General features: G+C 45.4%; 19 protein-coding genes and 2 pseudogenes. 15 read left to right on the top strand and 6 right to left on the bottom strand.

What is annotated here, in order from left to right; genetic code table 11:
• The first annotated feature begins 21 nt into the window (after positions 1-21).
• The 4 genes from SVI_RS17860 to SVI_RS17845 all read left to right on the top strand — a co-directional run bounded on the left by SVI_RS17860 (position 22) and on the right by SVI_RS17845 (position 3,264).
• Positions 22-861 carry a hypothetical protein gene (locus SVI_RS17860; RefSeq protein WP_013053056.1) on the top strand — a complete coding sequence of 280 codons (840 nt, stop codon included), beginning with the start codon at positions 22-24 and terminating at the stop codon, positions 859-861.
• A 117-nt stretch (positions 862-978) separates the two neighbouring features.
• Positions 979-1,434, top strand: a complete 456-nt coding sequence (locus SVI_RS17855) for a hypothetical protein (RefSeq protein WP_013053055.1) — start codon at positions 979-981, stop codon at positions 1,432-1,434.
• A 617-nt stretch (positions 1,435-2,051) separates the two neighbouring features.
• Complete coding sequence (locus SVI_RS17850) at positions 2,052-2,594, top strand: hypothetical protein (RefSeq protein WP_041420074.1); 543 nt, start codon at positions 2,052-2,054, stop codon at positions 2,592-2,594.
• Positions 2,595-2,838: 244 nt separating this feature from the next.
• Positions 2,839-3,264 carry a hypothetical protein gene (locus SVI_RS17845; protein WP_013053052.1) on the top strand — a complete coding sequence of 142 codons (426 nt, stop codon included), beginning with the start codon at positions 2,839-2,841 and terminating at the stop codon, positions 3,262-3,264.
• A 10-nt stretch (positions 3,265-3,274) separates the two neighbouring features.
• Here the strand turns inward: SVI_RS17845 and SVI_RS17840 are convergent.
• Positions 3,275-3,826 (bottom strand): annotated as a pseudogene (locus SVI_RS17840) (ATP-binding protein); the annotation flags it as partial.
• A 352-nt stretch (positions 3,827-4,178) separates the two neighbouring features.
• Here SVI_RS17840 and SVI_RS17835 point away from each other — a divergent pair.
• Both SVI_RS17835 and SVI_RS17830 read left to right on the top strand, forming a co-directional pair.
• Positions 4,179-4,562, top strand: coding sequence for a hypothetical protein (locus SVI_RS17835; RefSeq protein WP_041420073.1), 384 nt, complete (start codon positions 4,179-4,181; stop codon positions 4,560-4,562).
• Between the two features lie 26 nt (positions 4,563-4,588).
• Complete coding sequence (locus SVI_RS17830; RefSeq protein WP_013053049.1) at positions 4,589-5,050, top strand: hypothetical protein; 462 nt, start codon at positions 4,589-4,591, stop codon at positions 5,048-5,050.
• 84 nt (positions 5,051-5,134) lie between these two features.
• Here SVI_RS17830 and SVI_RS17825 read toward each other — a convergent pair.
• A pseudogene (locus SVI_RS17825) lies at positions 5,135-5,686 on the bottom strand (ATP-binding protein); the annotation flags it as partial.
• A 157-nt stretch (positions 5,687-5,843) separates the two neighbouring features.
• On the opposite strand from SVI_RS17825, the gene SVI_RS17820 reads away from it, so the two are divergent.
• The gene (locus tag SVI_RS17820) at positions 5,844-6,377 is read left to right on the top strand and encodes a hypothetical protein (RefSeq protein ID WP_013053047.1); all 534 of its coding nucleotides are present in this window, start codon (positions 5,844-5,846) and stop codon (positions 6,375-6,377) included.
• Positions 6,378-6,464: 87 nt separating this feature from the next.
• On the opposite strand, the gene accC is transcribed toward SVI_RS17820, so the two are convergent.
• The 4 genes from accC to arfB form a co-directional block, all read right to left on the bottom strand.
• On the bottom strand, positions 6,465-7,838 hold the full coding sequence (gene accC / locus SVI_RS17815) for an acetyl-CoA carboxylase biotin carboxylase subunit (RefSeq protein ID WP_041420072.1): 1,374 nt from the start codon (positions 7,836-7,838) through the stop codon (positions 6,465-6,467).
• 65 nt (positions 7,839-7,903) lie between these two features.
• On the bottom strand, positions 7,904-8,389 hold the full coding sequence (gene accB, locus SVI_RS17810) for an acetyl-CoA carboxylase biotin carboxyl carrier protein (protein WP_013053045.1): 486 nt from the start codon (positions 8,387-8,389) through the stop codon (positions 7,904-7,906).
• Positions 8,390-8,463: 74 nt separating this feature from the next.
• Positions 8,464-8,919, bottom strand: a complete 456-nt coding sequence (aroQ, locus tag SVI_RS17805; RefSeq protein ID WP_013053044.1) for a type II 3-dehydroquinate dehydratase — start codon at positions 8,917-8,919, stop codon at positions 8,464-8,466.
• A 192-nt stretch (positions 8,920-9,111) separates the two neighbouring features.
• Complete coding sequence (gene arfB / locus SVI_RS17800; protein ID WP_013053043.1) at positions 9,112-9,528, bottom strand: alternative ribosome rescue aminoacyl-tRNA hydrolase ArfB; 417 nt, start codon at positions 9,526-9,528, stop codon at positions 9,112-9,114.
• Positions 9,529-9,696: 168 nt separating this feature from the next.
• On the opposite strand from arfB, the gene SVI_RS17795 reads away from it, so the two are divergent.
• The 8 genes from SVI_RS17795 to SVI_RS17760 all read left to right on the top strand — a co-directional run bounded on the left by SVI_RS17795 (position 9,697) and on the right by SVI_RS17760 (position 19,690).
• Positions 9,697-10,074 carry a SpoIIAA family protein gene (locus tag SVI_RS17795; RefSeq protein WP_013053042.1) on the top strand — a complete coding sequence of 126 codons (378 nt, stop codon included), beginning with the start codon at positions 9,697-9,699 and terminating at the stop codon, positions 10,072-10,074.
• A gap of 251 nt (positions 10,075-10,325) precedes the next feature.
• Positions 10,326-10,517 (top strand): DUF3012 domain-containing protein, encoded by a 192-nt coding sequence (locus tag SVI_RS17790; protein ID WP_013053041.1) that lies wholly within the window; start codon positions 10,326-10,328, stop codon positions 10,515-10,517.
• A gap of 271 nt (positions 10,518-10,788) precedes the next feature.
• Positions 10,789-11,253: a hypothetical protein gene (locus SVI_RS17785; RefSeq protein ID WP_013053040.1), complete on the top strand. Its 465-nt coding sequence runs from the start codon at positions 10,789-10,791 to the stop codon at positions 11,251-11,253.
• 235 nt (positions 11,254-11,488) lie between these two features.
• Complete coding sequence (locus SVI_RS17780; RefSeq protein ID WP_013053039.1) at positions 11,489-12,877, top strand: TolC family protein; 1,389 nt, start codon at positions 11,489-11,491, stop codon at positions 12,875-12,877.
• A 92-nt stretch (positions 12,878-12,969) separates the two neighbouring features.
• A complete protein-coding gene (locus SVI_RS17775) occupies positions 12,970-14,190 on the top strand; it encodes an efflux RND transporter periplasmic adaptor subunit (RefSeq protein WP_041420071.1) in 1,221 nt (406 codons plus the stop codon).
• A gap of 36 nt (positions 14,191-14,226) precedes the next feature.
• Complete coding sequence (locus tag SVI_RS17770; protein WP_013053037.1) at positions 14,227-17,505, top strand: efflux RND transporter permease subunit; 3,279 nt, start codon at positions 14,227-14,229, stop codon at positions 17,503-17,505.
• 548 nt (positions 17,506-18,053) lie between these two features.
• A complete protein-coding gene (locus SVI_RS17765) occupies positions 18,054-18,923 on the top strand; it encodes an immunity 49 family protein (RefSeq protein ID WP_013053036.1) in 870 nt (289 codons plus the stop codon).
• A gap of 275 nt (positions 18,924-19,198) precedes the next feature.
• On the top strand, positions 19,199-19,690 hold the full coding sequence (locus SVI_RS17760; protein WP_041420070.1) for a hypothetical protein: 492 nt from the start codon (positions 19,199-19,201) through the stop codon (positions 19,688-19,690).
• Positions 19,691-20,364: the final 674 nt, after the last annotated feature.

Here is a 20,364-nt window from a genome sequence, read left to right as displayed (position 1 = left end):
AAGTATAAAGAGTTTATATAGATGATGACATATTCAGTTCTAAGCCGGCCCGCTGCAATTACTAGTCGCCAGTGTGCCACTGGGCTCACTAGCTTGTCAGTACCGGTTTTATTGCAAGTTATAGTCTTATCCCTATTGCTAGGGACGTTAACCAATACAGCCTTCGCCAATGAACAGGCTGAGTACAAGCACGAGCATAAGCATGAACAGTGCAGCCGCACTTCAAAGTACTCTCTTTATCTGAGTGGAATATATACAGGAACAATGAACCGCACTGAGACTTGGAAGGGAAAAACTGCGGTAGTTATGTCAAAAAGTGAAGCCAGTATTTTAGGCATAGGAACTCAGTATCATCAGTGGGCCGAGTTATCTTGGTCGAGTACCAGCAATGAATGGCTAACCGATAAATTTCATCAAGAAGTGACCGGATTTCGCTCGCGAGACATGCAGGTTACCTTTACAAATAATGGTCATAAGTCTCGGGTTGATCTAGATGGCGACATAGATACTTATGAATCTGCAGATATCCCTCTGCGAGATGTGGACACCTTGTTGATTCAAATGCGTGAATATTTGCTCCAAGGTCGCAAGCAATTTGCCTTAACAAGACAAGCGTCAGATGCCATAGAGAGGTATCAATTCTATGTTCAGGATACGCAGACCATAAGCATAGAACCTTGGGGCGAGTTAACCTTGATACCTGTGGAGCAAACGGGCGCCGAAGATGTCACTTATTATTTTGCCCCTTCCATGGATTACCAGCTGATTAAAGCCCGCTATCACGGCATCATACTTCACGGCCAGATTGAACTCGATAGCTACACCTCATCTTGCGCACCCATCTTGGCCCAAGCTCGTTGATAACTTGCCATAGACTCGATATGTTATTGATTAACAATGGGTGGCTTAGAACTAAGTTGATTAAGTTTTCTAGAAAGTAAGCATAGATAACCGTACTTGTTCATAAGGTGAAATATAGTGCATGAATTTACTTCGATAAAAAAAACTCTATTTGTAATGGCGTCTATAGCGGTATTTGGTATTTATATGGTTTTTATCAAAGAAGATAATGTTTTTCCTGTGGTTGTAGACAGTATAGACAAGGAGAGAATATATCAGGCAGTTAAGTTATCATCAGGCAATAAAATAAAATATGAAATAAGGTTTTTAGAGTTTTATAACTGTTTGAAAAAATATAAACCTTTATATAAATTAAGGGCGCCTAAAGGCTCTGAAAAGAGTAAATATTCTCTTGAAGTGCAGGTATCTCTTAATGAAAAACTGCTCTTTGATGTAAAGAATGGCAAAGCCTATAGGGTATTAGCTAGAATCGTTGATGAATATGGTCAATATGTAGACTCATCAGATACACATGCAATTATGTGTGATATGAGCTTGCTAGATACACAAGATAAAGGGGTCAGAGCCCATTAGCTTTTGCCAACTTACGGTAGTACGCATACTTCTGTCTATGTTGGTGATAGATAAGACAAGGTAATGGAATCAATTGTTTTTGATTATTACAAATAATAGATACGGCTATGGGAGTGAGTTGGTATATGAAGTTGATATTTAGTTTACTGATGGCTGGTCGTTTTACACACACAAGCTGGTAATCTCTAGCCCATAATAAATAGGCTCAACGAGCCCTGTGTGAATTCCGTCATTTGTCGCTAAAACCCCCTGTTTCATCGTTTAACAGCCTTCAAATATGTTGTTGGTTTATCTGATTAGCTCTTTTAATCAGTAGTGCATTGATAACTTGAAATGGACTAGGTATGTTGTTGATTAACAATGGGTGGCTTAGAACTTCTCTGGAGCTGTAGGAGTTGGTGTATCTGCTGAAATTGTAATACCTGTAGCAGCCCGTTTTGTTAGCAAATATCCTGTTGAAACAGCTGATATTGTTTTAGGATTGACAAGTTTATGTTGTGACATGTACGTTAGGGAAATTCCACTTGATGACATGAAACTAACAAGTGGGGCGGTAAAAATAAGGTTTGAACGTGATACAAAACCAATCCCTAACATTTTAAAAAGAGTAATGAAACTTGGAAAGTAAAACAACTGGATATGCAAACTACTTATTGGCAGCTAAAAGCCAGTTGATTAAGTTTGTAATAGCTATGTCAATAATAATCTATGTAAGCATTCTTTTTGAAGCACTTCTAGTTGGAATAGTAATTATTTTAATTTATTTTATTATCATGAATGTAAGGAAGAGTGAAAAAGTAAAGGTTTTAAAGGCGATTTTATCTCTTGGCACTATTGTTTCACAAAAAGAAATGATGACAAAAGAAAATTCTTTCGTTGAAGGCATTACAGTTTGTGATGGGTATATATTCCCAGTGAGATTCGCAGTGGATGATTATGGGGTAACTCTAACTGTGCTTACATTAATACGAAATAAGAGTCTAAATATAGAATGGAGTTTAATTTCATCGATTACCAAAGAAAAATTAAAATTACATGATAGTATTGATGAATACGCTGAGATTAGATTAATAGGTTGTGACTTAAAGTTTTATGTACCATGGGATGCTGAATTTGATCAATTTATCCCTGATACTTTTAATCGTACTGAGACGCAATAGAAGGAAAAAACTGATAAAGGGGTCAGAGCCCATTATCTTTGGAACTTTTTTATTTTGAAAATATAAATAACATGAATAGTAATAATGGTGCAGCATTAGGAATTAGTTGGGCTACTTTTGCAACTCAGAAAATGCTGCCTAATGTACTACCAAGCCCTCTTAGGCGCCCAGCTAGTGTGATGTTAGACTCTGTATCTACAACGATTGGTGCCGCGGTATATTTAAATGGGGATAGTAATTAGTAATGAACAATGAAAATCAAAGAAGTTTATATGGCGATATGGGGGTATTAGGAGGAGTACTCAGTGCTTTACCCATATTCTTGATTGCTCTATTTACCAAGTTATGGTTGATTGGTGTTTTAGGCATAGTTTTCTTTATATTGGTTTTTCCCTTTAAAGAAATTTTATTTTTTTCAAGAAGTAAATTTTGGTTTACTAACATTGTTTTTAGTTGTTCAGTCAATTTATTCTACCTATTCTTTTCTAGAATGGCGGGGTTATTGGGGGTATCTTATATATTGGTCTTTAGCATTTTTTTGGGGCGGAGCATATTACACTCTAACCAAAAGATAATGAATAAAGGGGTCAGAGAAGATAAAGGCTCACAGCCCATTAGCCTTAAGCTCAAATCCAATTCCTCAAATCAAAGCCCTAATCTAGCAACTTAACCCTTCTTTACTAATCCTTCTTGCCTAGCACCTTCTCCTGTAAATAATGTATCGACTGGCCACCTTCTCTAAACCCTTCATCTTCGAGTATCCGCTGTAGCAGCGGCACATTGGTTGCTATGCCTTCTATGGTCAGTTCATTGAGCGCTGTGTGCATGCGGGCTAAGGCCTGGTGTCGCGTAGAGCCCCAAGTGATCAGCTTTCCTATCATAGAGTCGTAATAGGGCGGGACTGTGTAGCCTGCGTAGAGATGAGAATCCCAACGAACGCCAATACCGCCGGGCGCGTGAAAGGCAGTCACAGTACCGGGAGAGGGGATAAATGTTAGGGGATCTTCGGCGTTAATGCGGCACTCTATGCTGTGGCCGTTTAGGCTGATATCGTCTTGTTTGATTGCAAGCGGTTTACCCGCCGCTATCTCCAATTGGGCCTGAATAAGATCGACCCCAGTGACCATCTCTGTGATGGGGTGCTCCACCTGAATACGGGTATTCATCTCGATAAAATAGAATCGTCCCGCCTCATAGAGAAACTCGAAGGTACCTGCGCCGCGATAACCGATATGATTAACAATGGGTGGCTTAGAACTTCTCTTCGTTGCCAGTACCTTCAAGCTGGCTGATAGTTTTACGCACACAAGCTGGTAATCTCTAGCCCATAATAAATAGGCTCAACGAGCCCTGTCTGAATACTGTCATTTGTCGCTAAAAATCCCTGTTTCATCGTTTAACAGCCTTCAAATATGTTGTTGGTTTATCTGATTAGCTCTTTTAATCAGTAGTGCATTGATAACTTGAAATGGACTAGGTATGTTGTTGATTAACAATGGGTGGCTTGGATCTTGTGGATCTTTGTTTTTGTTAATGAACCATATGATGAGTTTGTAGTGGAATTAATTTTGGGAGTTCAAGTTGATGAAAATTATTTTGGGTGTACTTATATTTATACTATCAGCTGAATTATTCGCCGAAAATGCACAATGGTATAGCGTCAAAACCAATTATGCTAAAAATTTTGGAGAATACCAGGTGCTTGTCATAAATGACACGGAGGCAGAAATTCGAAGGTATATTCAACAAGGAAACCCGTTTGAGTGTGTTATTGGGCGCCAAAAGCAAAATGAATTACCATGGGTTCAACATTTTTCTGCTACAGCTGAAATAGTTTTGCCTCCGAAGTCTATGATCCATTTGTATGACGAGAATGCGGCAATATTACTTGATAACTGTTTAGCCAATATTTTTATTTTAGCTCAAAGGTTGGAGGCTTTCCTGAGGGGAATGTTAAAAGTAATTTAAACGGGAAGATATTAGTTGCAAATTCAATGTATCCAGTTTTTGATTATGAAGACGAACAAGTTAAAGTGTCGGCTAACATATCTATAATATATGGTAAGTCGGTTGAATTATCGGAGGTGTTTATCAATAAGTACGATCACGACATAATTATTGAAAACGTCAGTCGTGATTTCTACTGTGATAAAAACTATATTATAAATATCTCCAACCCTAAGGTGTATGAACGTAGAAGAAGTATAGATGGCGTGACTTTAATTTCTTCATCAAGCATGTTTTCATATAAAATTCCATTAGATTTTACTCTTTTTGATAAGAAAGTAACGTTAGACGACAAAGGGATTACCGAGTTAAGTCTATGCAAATATACTGCTAGTTATAGGCTAAGTGATAGTAAGGATGGTAAAACAATGAGTTTTTCAGTCGAAAAACGTTTTGACGCCTTTCCAAGAATAAATTTAAGTGATTATGGTGCATTTGATTTTAAATGATAAAACGCTCACAGCCCATTAACCTTAAGCTCAAATCCAATTCCTCAAATCAAAGCCCTAATCTAGCAACTTAACCCTTCTTTACTAATCCTTCTGGCCTAGCACTTTCTCCTGTAAATAATGTATCGACTGGCCACCTTCTCTAAACCCTTCATCTTCGAGTATCCGCTGTAGCAGCGGCACATTGGTGGCAATGCCTTCTATGGTCAGTTCATTGAGCGCTGTGTGCATGCGGGCTAAGGCTTGGTGTCGTGTTGAGCCCCAAGTGATCAGCTTTCCAATCATAGAGTCATAATAGGGCGGGACTGTGTAGCCTGCGTAGAGATGAGAATCCCAACGAACACCAATACCGCCGGGCGCGTGAAAGGCAATCACAGTACCGGGAGAGGGGATAAATGTTAGGGGATCTTCGGCGTTAATGCGGCACTCTATGCTGTGGCCGTTTAGGCTGATATCGTCTTGTTTGATTGCAAGCGGTTTACCCGCCGCTATCTCCAACTGGGCCTGAATAAGATCGACCCCAGTGACCATCTCAGTGATGGGGTGCTCCACCTGAATGCGGGGATTCATCTCGATAAAATAGAATAGCCCCGCCTCATAGAGAAACTCGAAGGTACCTGCGCCGCGATAACCGATATGATTAACAATGGGTGGCTTGGATCTGTCCTATCTGATTAGTTCTTTTAATCAGTAGTGCATTGATAACTTGAAATGGACTAGGTATGTTGTTGATTGACAATGGGTGGCTTAGAACTTTTTATCCTAATTCGTATTATTAAAAGAGGTCATTATTATGCCACACGAGCCGTTAACTCAGCAGCAGCGCGAGTTTATGTTAAGCGAGGTGTCTGAGCCAGTGATTGCCATTGCCAAACAGGTGAACTTTGCTGAACGCTATTATGCTCTGCTTGAGCAGTTTCCAAAGCTGCCTGGGGATTTTAACCCTAGAGTGGCGCTAGAGACCAAAATCGATTTAGTGACCGCTTTTGCCTACCCTATTCGCTATTACAAGGGTGAGGGCGGCTATTTTATGCTCAATAAAAAAAAGTTCGCCTATTCACATATGCGGCTGATGATTGAGATGCGCCAATGGGTGTCCTTTAGGTTTAATCTATGGCGTGATGACACACGCATTGGCGGCGGCAGTTACCAGCAGCTGGCGGTGGCCGAGCGTCTATCGCGAGGGGAGGATATTTGTTGGGATGACTGGCGTGTGCAGCAACAGCCTTGGTGCTACTGCGAAGCGCAACTACAAACCGTGTTGACTGAACTTTTTTCACTGTTTGACGACCTGTGTCAAGCCATGCCCGAGCCGCCAGAACAGTGATTAGGATAAAGGGGTCAGAGCCCATTAGCCTTAAGCTCAAATCCAATTCCTCAAACCAAAACCCTAACCTAGCAACTCAACCCTTCTTTACTCATCCTTCTTGCCTAGCACTTTCTCCTGTAAATAATGTATCGACTGGCCACCTTCTCTAAATCCTTCATCTTCGAGTATCCGCTGTAGCAGAGGCACATTGGTGGCAATGCCTTCTATGGTCAGTTCATTGAGCGCTGTGTGCATGCGGGCTAAGGCCTGGTGTCGCGTAGAGCCCCAAGTGATCAGCTTTCCTATCATAGAGTCATAATAGGGCGGGACTGTGTAGCCTGCGTAGAGATGAGAATCCCAACGAACGCCAATGCCGCCGGGCGCGTGAAAGGCCGTCACAGTACCGGGCGAGGGGATAAAGGTGCGTGGATCTTCGGCGTTAATGCGGCACTCTATGCTGTGGCCGTTTAGGCTGATATCGTCTTGTTTGATTGCAAGCGGTTTACCCGCCGCTATCTCCAACTGGGCCTGAATAAGATCGACCCCAGTGACCATCTCAGTGATGGGGTGCTCCACCTGAATGCGGGTATTCATCTCGATAAAATAGAATCGTCCCGCCTCATAGAGAAACTCGAAGGTACCTGCGCCGCGATAACCGATATCGACACAGGCTTTAACACATAAGGCACCTATCTCTCGTCGGGTGTCTGCGTCTATGCCCAAGGCCGGAGCTTCCTCTATAACTTTCTGATGCCTGCGCTGCATGGAGCAATCCCGCTCTCCTAGGTGTATGGCATTGCCTTGACCATCTGATAGCACCTGGATCTCGATATGGCGTGGTGTCTGTAGGTACTTCTCCATATAGACATCGCCGTTGGCGAAGGCGGCTTTGGCTTCGGCTTGGGTAAGCTCTATGGTTTGAATGAGTTCACTCTCATCGCGGACCAGCCGCATACCACGGCCGCCGCCACCCGCAGTGGCCTTGATTATCACCGGATAGCCAATTTTGTTGGCTATGCGTTTATTGAGCTGTGAATCCGTTGAAAGTATGGCGTCAGAGCCGGGAATTGTTGGTACGCCAGTAGCTTTCATCGCAGAGATGGCTGAGACTTTATCGCCCATGAGGCGGATAACTGCCGCTGTTGGGCCGATGAAGCTAAAGCCGCAGGCTTCTACTTGCTCGGCAAAGTCGGCATTTTCTGCCAGGAAACCATAGCCTGGATGTATGGCATCTACCTTGGCGGCCGATGCGGCGGCGAGTATAGCGGGAATATTGAGATAACTATCGATTGCTGCTGGTTTACCTATGCATAGCTTGGCATTGGCTTGTTGCACATGTAGCAAGTTTTTATCAGCATTGGAGTAGGCGGCGACGGTCTCTATACCAAGTTGAGAGCAGGCGCGCTGAATTCTCAGTGCTATCTCACCGCGATTGGCGATAAGCACACGTTTGATAGCTCGCACAACGGGCAGTTCCATCTTGGGCTACTCCTCTTTTGCTAGTGCTTAAATCTTGGTTATTATTTCGCAACTCGTCACTGATCTTATCTATCTTCAATAATAATCAAGGGCTGATCGAAACCGACGGCGTCGCCATTGTCGACTAATATAGCCTTGATGATGCCGCTACGATGGGCCTCTATCTGATTCATCATCTTCATCGCCTCTATGATGCAAATGGCTTGGCCTTTCACGACTCTTTGGCCGATTTCACACAAGGGCGCAGCTTCCGGAGCGGGAGATAAATAGAAGGTGCCCACCATAGGTGATATGACGGTATTTGCGTTAGGTTCTGCTAGCTCGTCAGCTGTGGTTGAGCTAGCTATACCTGTATTAACTTGAGGCTGAGCAGCATTAGCATTAGCTTGTGGTGAGTCATTACTCACGGTGAAAACCTGTTGTGGCGTATGCACTTCAGCGGGTCTTTGGCGGCAGATGCGTACAGACTCTTCGCCTTCTGTGACCTCAAGCTCTGCAATGCCAGATTCTTGAACCAGCTCAATCAGCTTCTTTATTTTTCGAATATCCATAACTCTTACCTTAAAATCTTCTCTGTCACACTATTATTGAAAATCCATCTTGCACGCTTTAGTTGAGCACAGAGTTAATGTTCAGCCGTTTTCCCATGCAATCGTGTGATTGCCGATTTCAGCGCGAAGTGATACCCCTCGGCGCCCAAACCACAGATCACGCCAATGGCCTTATCTGAGAAATATGAGTGATGACGGAAAGGCTCTCGGGCATGAACATTAGACAGATGAACTTCGATAAAAGGAATGGCTACGCCCAATAGTGCATCACGTATGGCTACGCTGGTATGAGTGAATGCCGCCGGATTGATGATGATAAAGTCGGCATCGGTATTATGAATGGCATCTATGAGTTCATGTTCGGCATTAGATTGTATATGTTCAAGCACTATGTCTGCGGCATTTGACTCATCGGTAAGATCTTTAACAATCTGAGCTAAGGTTTTCACGCCATAGTGGCCAGGTTCACGTCGACCCAGAAGGTTAAGATTAGGGCCGTTAATTAATAAGACCTTTGCTGTGCTGCTCATGTCGAAATCCTTTAGAAATACAGATGCCGTGCGATACCAAAAGGTATAAATCACGGATAGATGAATAGTCTGATTTCAACAGAAGTTGGCGAAGATGTCGACATTTGACTGCATTTTCGACGAAATTGATGCAAATAAGCGTCTAGAACCTAGGGCAAGTACCTAGGAACTTTAGCACTAGGCTTGCAGGTTTTAATAGTCTGACTTATTGCGTCTTAATGCCTTAGTGGCGCCTTTTTGTTTCTTAGTATCGACGCGCCTGCGCTGGCTACCTCTGGTGGGTTTAGTGGCAATACGTTTTTTAGGCGTGTGGCCGACACTGGCCACCAGTTCAATAAATTGGGCTAATGCGGTCTGACGGTTGGAGTCTTGACTGCGGCTAGCCTGACACTTGATGATGACTTTTCCGCTCTTAGTGATGCGATGATCAGCCTTGGCGAGTAATCTTTGTTGATAAAGTTCCGGCAGAGATGATTTACGGATATCGAAGATTAACTGAGCGGCGGTGGAGACCTTATTCAGGTGTTGTCCGCCGGCGCCGCTGGAGCGGATAAACTGCCATTCGAGTTCATTGTCTTGAAGAAGTACACGGTTAGTGATTTTTATCATGGCCTTTGATTCGGGGTTTGTATTACCCTCTGTCTATTGAGTTGTTGGGTGCCGATTTGGTCTAAGACTTAAATCTAAGACCTCAAAAAGGAATCCTTTGGGGATGAATGAAGAGCTTGTTAAGCTTTCGTCCATTATTTAGCTAGTAGATAGAAGTGGAGCTTGCCTATGTTATGTCAAATCGCCGATATTACCAAAGGGGTGATCAGTTTATTTGCCAGTGGGCGCCTGTCGGCCCAGGATTATTGTGAGCAAATCCTGCCCATTATCGAGGAATATAGTGCCGAGTCGGGCAAAATTTGCCTCTATATCGAAGCGGATGTGCTGCTAGAGGGTTGGGAGAGTGATTCTATCTCTGGGGTGGGAGAAATTCAGCTACCAAAATTTGATGCCCTAGTATTGGTCGGTGGACCCGATTGGTTCGGTAATGCCGTAGGCTTGTTGGGTCCCTTTATGTTGGGCGAGGTTGCTTGGTTTTCTCTGGATGACAAGTCTAAAGCTATCGAGTGGATCACGGCTAAGCTTAGCTGCCCACTGCCGGTCTAATAGCTTTATGTTTTTGTGGTTTTTACATCAAAACAAGTGAGCTAGTTTGCCAATATTAGATTCGTAAATATTGGTTATTAGTCTAGCTACTTGGGTCACAGGCAGATTGCTTGTATTATATCTGCTGTTTATGGATTGATGTTTATGGCTCTAAATTTATGGGGCTGATTCTATAGGCCTTATTTTATTGGCCCGATTCTATGGGTTTTAGGATCACAGCAAACGTCAGCACAATTTTTTAAGGAAAAAGAATGTCGTATATCAATAGTAAAGTACTCAAATTAGGTTCGATTGCCTTAGCTTCTATGTTCATTATCGGTTTGTCTGGTTGCGCACCAGAAGTCGGTAGCGAAAAGTGGTGTAAGCAGATGAGTGAGAAAGATAAGGGTGACTGGACCGCTAACGAAGCGGCCGAATATGCCAAGAATTGCGTGTTTAATTAAGCCTGTTTAATCCTGCTTAATGTCAGTATTGTTAAATAGGTCTGTCGCTTAGGCAGACCTATTTATTTTCTTACTTAGGCTTATTCAAAATGCTTTACACCTAGAAAAGTGAGTTTAGTATTGTCAGTGTTGAACTTTTAGTTACACTGTCAGTCAGATTGCTAACTTATGTTGTCAGGGCCAAGTTCTCAGGATCTAGCTCCTTTCGCTAAATTAAAGGTATTTTTTGCGATTTAGTTTTCGTCAATTCACTCACAAGATCGCCATAGCGATGATCGCCGTTGTGCTACTGCAGTTTGCAGGTGGCAACATGGGTGAGCATCAATTGCATCTTGGAAATCATGACCAAGAAACTGAAAATCATCCCCATATTCAATTTATGGCTCAAGTAGTCAGCCTAGAAAGCAGCTTTGAACAATGTACCGCCTGCAGTGATTCTAACCATAATAGACCCGAAGCCAGTTGTACAAGCTCAGATGACGGTGAACTGCTAGTAAGCAATCTAGCCTCTCATGTGAGTGGCAAGAGTGAACCTGAGCATAATCATAAAGTGAGTAAGACCGAGACTCAGTTGTTCGATCTCTGTTTAGACTGTCAATGCCATGGCGGCCACGTGACAGTGATGACCTCTCCGGTCACAGACCCTAGCTTGCTTGTCGATGAACCCGTCGTCGCCAAGGTGACTGCTTACTTACCCCCTGAAGCTTTACCGGATTACCGCCCACCAATCGTATAAGCCTATGCTTGTCGCAGTAGCCAATGCTATCTGCCCACAGCAATTAAAAATCATTACTCAGTTAATTGGATTCCCTGGCATTTTGCCATGGGGGTTTTAGATATGATTTAACCCAAAAGTACTTAATTTCTCCTGTGAAAAATGCAGCGACTCTATAGACGGCGTCTCGCATATGTTTCAGATAACTTTAACCGAGTTTATCAACAGGAATAAGGCTTGTGGGATAGGATATACCATGAAAAAAACCATAATAGCCAGTCTGTTATTAGCCTATATCTCCAATGGTGGAATATATGCTTACGCCGCGACGCAGGCGGGGGAACAAGCACCGAGCTCCCTAGATCTTGTGACTCACTCACAGGAAGTCGATTCTCTACTGGAAAATAACCAAGCTGGTTATTCTCTGCAGCCTGCCCAGAGCCAAGCTGGTTTCAAGGCTTGGTTGCCAGACTTGATGCAAACCTTTAATGCTCAGCCTGAAGTGGCAGCTCAAGAAGCCAGACGTATTCAAGCTGAGTTCAGCATCAAGGCGGCAGATCAAGCCAGCTACAACCCAGAGCTTGGGGTTAACTATCAAGATGCCAGCGATGATACTTACAGCTTAGCTATCAGTCAGACCTTAGACTGGGGTGATAAGCGCGGCGCCGTCACACGTATTGCTCAGCTTCAAGTCGAAATTTTACTTGCCGATATCACCTTAGAGCGTAGTCAGATGCTGGCAAGCGTGATCCAAGCACTAGTAGATCAATCCCAGAGCCGCAAGGCCCTTGATTTTCAACAGCAACAATTTGCCTCATCTAAACGCTCTCTGGATATTGCCAGGCAGCAGCTGCAGGTGGGAGATCTCTCATCGGTTGCCTTGCAACTGGTGCAGTTAGACGTTGCCAGCCGCGCCGCCGAGTATGCCATGGCCGAGCTGGACTCTATTGCAGCAGATGCCGATGTCTTGATGCTATTAGGTGATAAGCCAACGGCATTCAATGGCTTTATGGGTTCATTGAGTCTGCCCATATCGAGGCAGATTGACCCGCAATTGCCTGCACTAAGGAGTGCTTATCAGCAAGTCATGCTGACCAAGCTCAAAGCCGAGCAAGTTAAAGCCGATACCTCAGCCGACCCAAGTATTAGCCTTAGCGTCGAACGCGAAGGCGATGAAAATAAGCTTGGCCTAGGCTTATCAATCCCGTTGCAGTTTCGCAATAACTTCAGCGATACCTTAGCCGTGGCGAGTCAGGAGATTGCCATAGCCGAGCAAACCTATCTGGCCCAAGAGCGAGTGCTTAAACAGCAAGAGAAGAAATTTTATCTGACCATGCCCAGACTCACCCAGCGTTATCAAGAATGGCGTGAGCTGGTGCTTAACTCTGGCCACAAAGCCGCATCGGGTCTGGCGCAGCAATGGCGCGCCGGTGACATAGATACCAGTGTTTACCTTCAAAGCCAGCGTCAACTGTCTAGCAGTTACCTTGCGGGTCTATCCCTGGAGACTGCCCTGTATACCAGCTGGCTCGATTGGATGGGAAGCAGTGGTCAGCTGGACGCATATTTACATGCTCAGTTACCAAGCAGCTCAGTGAGTAATCACTCAGGCTCAGGGCAAAACACCTCTTCGGCTAAGTACTAATTCAGATGGGAACGCGAGTTATGAAAACAGTGACTAATAGATGTAACACAGAACTGAACAGCAGATTTAACAGCAGATTTAAGAGTATTGGCATGGATATGAACACACAAGCAGTAGCGGCACCATTTTATCTGAGTGCACTTGCCAGAGGCATAAGCTTGGCATTTTTAATGACCTTGACCGCAGTTGCAGGGTTCCCCTCAACGGCATTTGCCGCAGAAGGCCATGACCAGGTTGCAGTAACAGCCAAGGTACAAGCCGAAGATGATGGCCATGGTCATGGTCAGGGTGCAGGTGAGGAAAGCCAAGAGGAGCATGGCCTCAAACTCACGGCGGAGCAGCAAGCCCTTGCCGGTATCGAGGTGACGCAAGTCTCAGAGGAGACCTTCAGCTTAGAGGCTGTTGCCATGGCGACTCTGGTCGTAGACAGAGACAGAACCATGACATTAGCGCCTCAGCTCGATGTGCGCGTATTAGCGCGACACGTAGTTCCGGGCCAGGAAGTGAGTAAGGGCGACCCCTTGTTAACCCTTGGTGGTGTGGCTGTGGCTCAGGCTCAGGCCGATTATATCAATGCCGCGGCCGAATGGAGCCGGGTTAAGCGCATGGGCAAGAGCGCCGTCAGTGCCAGTCGCCGCCTACAGGCTCAGGTTGATGCCGAGCTTAAGCGCGCCATTCTAGAAGCGATGAAGATGACCTCGGCGCAGATCGCCACATTAGCGTCCAGCCCTGACACTATAGGTAGCTATCGGTTATTAGCTCCGATCGATGGTCGCGTGCAGCAAGATCTCGCCATGTTAGGCCAAGTGTTTTCCTCGGGCACCGCACTGATGCAACTCACCGACGAATCACATCTCTGGGTCGAGGCTCAAGTTACCCCGGCTCAGTCAGAAAGCATCAGTGTCGGCAGTGAAGCCTTAGTACGCGTTGGTGACAGAAGCATAAAAGCTAACATCATCGGCCGCTCCCATGAGCTTAACAGTGTGACCCGCACCGAGCAGATCTTGCTGAGTCTGGAAAATCCCGGCCATGGGATCCATGCCGGTCAGTTTGCCGAACTTTATTTACCCAATGCGATACAAGGCGGGGTGATTCTACCCGACGCGGCCCTGACACGTGGCGGAGACGGTGATTGGCAGGTATTTATTCAAGATGAAGATGGCTTCGAGGCCGTAGAGGTGGAAGTGGTTGAGCGTCAGCGCGGCATGAACCTAGTTCGTGGCCTGACGCCTGGCAGTAATTTGGTGATATCTGGGGCCTTTTTTCTCGCCTCTGAGCAGGCTAAGTCCGGCTTCGCTATTCACAACCACTAAGCAAGCCCACAATCTTAAAAGTTAAGGAATTCTCTTATGTTACAGAGGCTTATTGAAGTTGCTATCCGCAACCGACTCATGGTGGTGCTGGGACTTATTGCTATTGCGATAGCCAGTATGGTCATGTTACCCAAATTGAATCTGGATGCCTTTCCGGATGTTACCAATGTACAAGTTACCGTAAACACCGAGGCCGAGGGATTAGCGGCGGAAGAAGTTGAGAAGTTAATCAGCTATCCCGTCGAGTCAGCCATGTACGCCTTGCCTGGGGTGACTGAGGTGCGTTCGTTATCTCGTACCGGCCTGTCGCTGGTGACTGTGGTATTTGCCGAGGGCACAGATATCTATTTTGCCCGTCAGCAGGTGTTCGAGCAGCTGCAGGCAGCCAGAGAGATGATCCCCGATGGGATTGGTGTGCCAGAAATTGGCCCGAATACTTCAGGTTTAGGTCAGATTTATCAATATATTCTTCGCGCCGAGCCAGGATCTGGCATAGATGCCAGTGAGCTGCGCAGTCTCAATGACTATTTGGTTAAGCTCATCATGATGCCAGTAGGCGGCGTGACTGAGGTGCTCTCATTTGGTGGTGACGTGCGTCAATATCAGGTGCAGATTGACCCCAATAAGCTGCGCAGTTATGGCCTCTCCATGGAGCAAGTGATCACAGCGCTGGAGAGCAATAACCGCAACGCAGGTGGCTGGTTTATGGGTCAAGGTCAGGAGCAACTGGTTGTTCGTGGCTATGGCCTCTTGCCAGCGGGCGATGCAGGCCTCAAGGCCATAGCTCAGATCCCCTTGACCGAAGTGGCGGGTACGCCGGTCAGAGTTGGCGATATTGCTAATGTGGATTACGGCAGTGAAATTCGTGTCGGCGCCGTGACCATGACTCGCCGTGACGAGGCGGGTAACCCCCAAGCGCTGGGGGAAGTCGTAGCCGGGGTTATCCTCAAACGTATGGGTGCTAACACTAAGGCGACCATAGATGATATCAATGCCAGGACTTCACTGGTTGAGCAGGCGCTTCCCGATGGTGTCACCTTCGAGGTGTTCTACGATCAAGCGGATCTGGTTGATCAGGCGGTAACCACAGTGCGTGATGCCTTGCTGATGGCATTCGTGTTTATCGTGGTGATCTTGGCGCTGTTTTTAGTCAACATTCGCGCCACCATGCTGGTGTTATTGTCTATTCCGGTTTCTATCTGCCTGGCGCTGATGGTGATGTCATATTTCGGCATGTCGGCTAACCTTATGTCCTTAGGTGGACTGGCGGTGGCTATCGGTATGCTGGTGGATGGCTCAGTGGTGATGGTAGAGAACATCTTCAAGCACCTGACTCAACCGGACAGACAACATCTTAATGATGCCCGTCTTCGCGCCGATGGTGAGCCTGACCCCTATCATGCCGATGAAGATGGTGTTGGGACTCAGGCCCATAGTGACGCATCTTCTGCCATAGGCATGCGTGTCATGCTGGCGGCCAAGGAAGTCTGTAGTCCTATCTTCTTCGCAACGGCCATCATAATCGTGGTATTTGCGCCGCTATTTGCTCTTGAAGGCGTTGAAGGCAAGCTGTTTCAGCCCATGGCTGTGAGTATCATATTGGCCATGTTGTCGGCCTTAGTGGTGGCGCTCGTTGTCGTACCAGCTCTGGCGGTGATCTTATTTGATAAGAGAATGTTTAAGCGTGGTATTACCCTCAGAGAAAGTGCCCTGCTTAAGCCAATCGAGTCTGTGTACCGCCGCTTGTTAACCCTAACTATGGCGCGCCCTAAGACTGTGGTTATCACGGCTGTGACACTATTTGTGCTGAGCATGACCTTGTTGCCGCGTTTGGGCACAGAGTTTGTACCTGAACTTGAAGAGGGCACGATTAACTTAAGGATCACCTTAGCGCCGACGGCGAGCCTACAGACCTCAATCGATGTAGCGCCTAAGATAGAAAAGATGTTACTCGAGTTTCCCGAGGTGGAATATGCCCTGAGCCGTATTGGCGCCCCAGAGCTTGGCGGCGATCCTGAGCCCGTGAGTAATATCGAGATCTATATCGGCCTCAAGCCAGTGGAACAGTGGCAGTCGGCTTCGAGCCGAGTGGAGTTACAGAAGCTAATGGAGGAGAAAATCAGTGTCTTCCCGGGCCTGCTATTCACCTTCTCACAGCCAATTGCCACCCGAGTCGATGAACTGCTATCCGGCGTAAAAGCTCAGCTGGCGATCAAGATTTTTGGCCCAGACTTAGACCTATTATCCGCTAGCGGCGAGAGGCTGTCAGAGCTGGTATCAAAAATACCTGGGGCAGTGGATGTGTCACTGGAGCAGGTCAGTGGTGAGGCTCAACTCGTGGTGAGACCTAAGCGCGAACTGTTGGCGCGTTATGGCATCAGTGTCGATGAGGTCATGAGCCTAGTAAGCCAAGGCATAGGCGGCGTAAGCGCCGGGCAAGTGATTGACGGCAATGCCAGATACGACATTAATGTGCGTCTGGCCGAGCAATATCGTAGCTCTCCGGATGCCCTAAGAGATCTTCTTCTCAGCGGCGTAAACGGTGCCACGGTACGTTTAGGTGAAGTGGCCAGTGTCGAAGTCGAGATGGCGCCGCCAAACATTCGCCGCGACGATGTGCAGCGCCGAGTTGTGGTACAGGCTAACGTCTCAGGCCGCGACATGGGCTCAGTGGTAAAAGATATCTACGCGGTTATTCCACAGGCCAACTTGCCAGCGGGTTATACCGTAGTTGTTGGCGGCCAGTATGAGAATCAGCAAAGAGCCCAGCAGAAACTCATGCTAGTCGTGCCTATCTCTATTGGTCTGATTGCCCTGTTACTCTTCTTCTCATTTGGCTCACTTAAGCAAGTGGCCCTCATCATGGCCAACGTGCCATTGGCCTTAATCGGTGGCGTGGTTGCCCTGTTTATCAGTGGTACTTATCTGTCGGTTCCTAGCTCCATCGGCTTTATCACCTTGTTCGGTGTCGCTGTGCTTAACGGTGTGGTGCTGGTGGACTCGATTAACCAGAGACGCGATCTTGAAGTTAAACAGAGTCGGCATAGAGAAGCGACCGGGACGCTTGGTCAAGGTGAAAGCCTGTATGATTCGGTCTATGAAGGCACGGTAGGGCGCTTGCGTCCGGTATTGATGACGGCACTGACCTCGGCGTTAGGTCTTATTCCTATCTTGATCTCAACCGGGGTAGGCAGTGAAATTCAGCAACCCTTGGCCGTGGTGATCATAGGTGGCTTGTTTAGCTCCACGGCACTGACGCTACTGGTGTTGCCGACCCTATATCGTTGGATGTATCGGAAAGAGGAGCAAAGCTAGCGACAAGTTTTTAGCGCTAAGCTGTAAGTAAAGCTTATGAGTTGGATATCTCATAGATCAATGTTGTGAGGTGGCTTTAAGTTATAACTTACAGCTTATGACTTACTACTTCTTTATGAGCTGGAAGCTTAAATGAGGTGCGTAGCCTTAGTCTGCCGCCGCATCTCATATTGGCTAGGGTCACTTGCTTATTTACCTCTGTAAAGAGTGAAAATAGCAGGGGAGTAATGGATTTATTGTGTTTATCTAAGCACTGTCTAACCTGACTATTTTCAATATTCCCCGTCAAACAAGTCGATTTAGTACGCGCAGCAGGACGCTGCGCTTTTTTCTAGATAGTCATCATAGTGATGACAAGCATGAGGCTATTTATTACTTTGCATTTACCGTTGTTTTGTCGATTAGATTTATGGCCTAAGGCCCATTGATAACTTGCGAAATGCTGGGTATGTTATTGATTAACAATGGATGCCCCTGGTTATATTTGCCAAGGCTATAATGGTTTACTTCATTTTTCACACGTAAACAAGCAATAGGTTGACAGTACAATGGAACATGTAAAAGTGCATTACCAAAGAACCAACTGGGATGCTGGCTACATGGAACGGCAACAGCAAAAGCTAGCTAAATACGATACAGACTTTGCCCGCGATATCTGTGAGCCAACCTATCAGCAGCTTTTTTGGCGTCAAAGTAATGCCTATTGGTTGTTTGCTGATTCAATAGAGTATTATCGGCTTACTGGCGAAGTAGACTATTTTGATCGGGCCTTGGGTTATTTAGATCTTACCCTGCACACGGCAGATACCTTAATGCTAGGCATGCTTAATCGCAGTGGTGAACCGATAATGGTCACGCACCAGAGTCAGCAATTGAGCTTGCCCTATTGGCAGCTTAATAAGCGGATCGGTTGGTTAGATTGGAGTCATTACCTCTGCCAAGCGATATCGAGACGGGCACAAAGCAGTGTCGAACTACTCATGCTGTTCACCCCTGAGATGGCCGCCGAGTACACCTCCGAGCCGAGGGAGTACACCGCATTTTATGTGCGTTATTTGCAAGGAATGCTCGACCCCACAGCGGATCATGACGCCTTGCAAAATGAGTATACCGAGGTGTATTCAAGAGAGTTTGATTTAAGATTCAGAGTCTTACTCACGCCGTTTTACTGTCTTGCTAAACAGGATGAAGCCGGATTTGAAGCTGCAATCCTCCATGCTAGTAAGATCAATCGGGCTTATGTAAAAAAAGTGCGCAACAAAATGTCCATGGATCCACTGGGGTTTTATCCGCCGCAGTTAATCGCGGCAGCCTGTTTAGCCTATGACCGACATGGCTGGACCTTAAAACATCATAATGACTATCTCCCGGAGTGGTGGATTTACCATCGTTTTACCGCCCCCGAAGTCGCTGAGTGAAGGTCGATTTATTAACCATGGGTGTCTCTGGTTATTTGCCATTGTTTTGTCGATTAGATTTATGGCCTAAGGCCCATTGATAACTTATGAAATGCTGGGTATGTTATTGATTAACAATGGATCTGGTTTGTAGGGTTTAATAAGTGGCAACCTACTATTGATCTTGAGAATGAGGTTAATGAGTAAACTGAAGAAGGAAAACGTGAAGATCATGAAGATGGTGAAACAAAACCTGTATCTTCACCGATATGTAGGCCGACTAAACTGGGGGGGATATGTTAAAAAATACTTATAAATATTCACTAATGTTTTTTATTTTCTTATTTTCTATTCCAAGTCAGGCTGTAGAAATAAATTATAATGGTATGTGGACTAAGTATAGAGTTTTTAAAACTTTGGAGGGTATGACCGCTGAAGCTAAATTGTCATTTACTTCCTCTGAAAATCTGAATTTACTTACTGTACTAAAGTTGGAATCTCGGGAGTTAAAACAACTAGAAAAACTACCTGAAAAAAGTGGCTATATTCTAGTTGTTAAACGTCAAAGTATTGCAGGGAATAAGTTGGAAGTAACAAGTGTAGCTACTGGGGCAAAACTTTATACTAAAGAAGGTTCAATTTGGCTAGTTGCTCAACTAAATGAAAAAGATAGGGTGAAAATACATTGCTTGATTGGTGCTATTTATATTGGGGCGCTTTCTCAAGAAGACTTTGTTAAATTAAAGATGTTTAATGACGATTTTAGATATTATGATGAATGTGGTTAAGCTAACCGAATAATAAACAAGATAAAGAGTCTGATAAAGGGCTCTGACGCCCCCACAAATTTAATCCCATGATTATGGCTTACTAACGCTAACTCAATCTTGTAGTCAGCGAATTCCAGCGATTCCCAGCTCGCTAGTGTGATTTGAGCTGCTTCAACCTCCTAGCTTCCAATTCTTCTTCTATGCCCAGTCCTCCTATTCTTGTATGTCCTTAAACCAATAAACTGATTTGATAGCAGATTACTTGTATGCCTGAGCTCGCTTGGTATTGCCTGCGCTTGTTGACGGCTTTACTGCTAAATATAGCGAGTGCAATATGAACTTGGATAAGCTGGTTATGAGGAGTAACGCGCTAATTTTATTGGTAATTATAGTAGCGAAATCATTCATCTTTAAAGCGTTGGTAACATGGCTAAAGCTTGCCTCTATCTGCATTCTCGTCCCATAAAGGTTAACGGTTTGCTTGGCATATCCGAGTTTGCTTGTGTGAGTGGAGTGAAAAAGTATAGGTGAAAGTGGTTAATTAGCTCCGACCCCTTTGTTCCGCTTTGTTCACCCTTTGTTCTGATTGTGTAAACTTGCTCAGATCGCAGTGCATTATCGCTGAGTTATAGGTAAGGTGTCCGAGCTTAGTTTATGCGAGCTTGGTGAATTTAGAGCATAAAAGTAAGTAT

This window comes from Shewanella violacea DSS12, from assembly GCF_000091325.1.
GTDB lineage: Bacteria > Pseudomonadota > Gammaproteobacteria > Enterobacterales > Shewanellaceae > Shewanella > Shewanella violacea.
The sequence above is the reverse complement of the archived record's forward strand: the minus strand, read 5'-3'. Positions and strand labels throughout refer to the sequence as shown.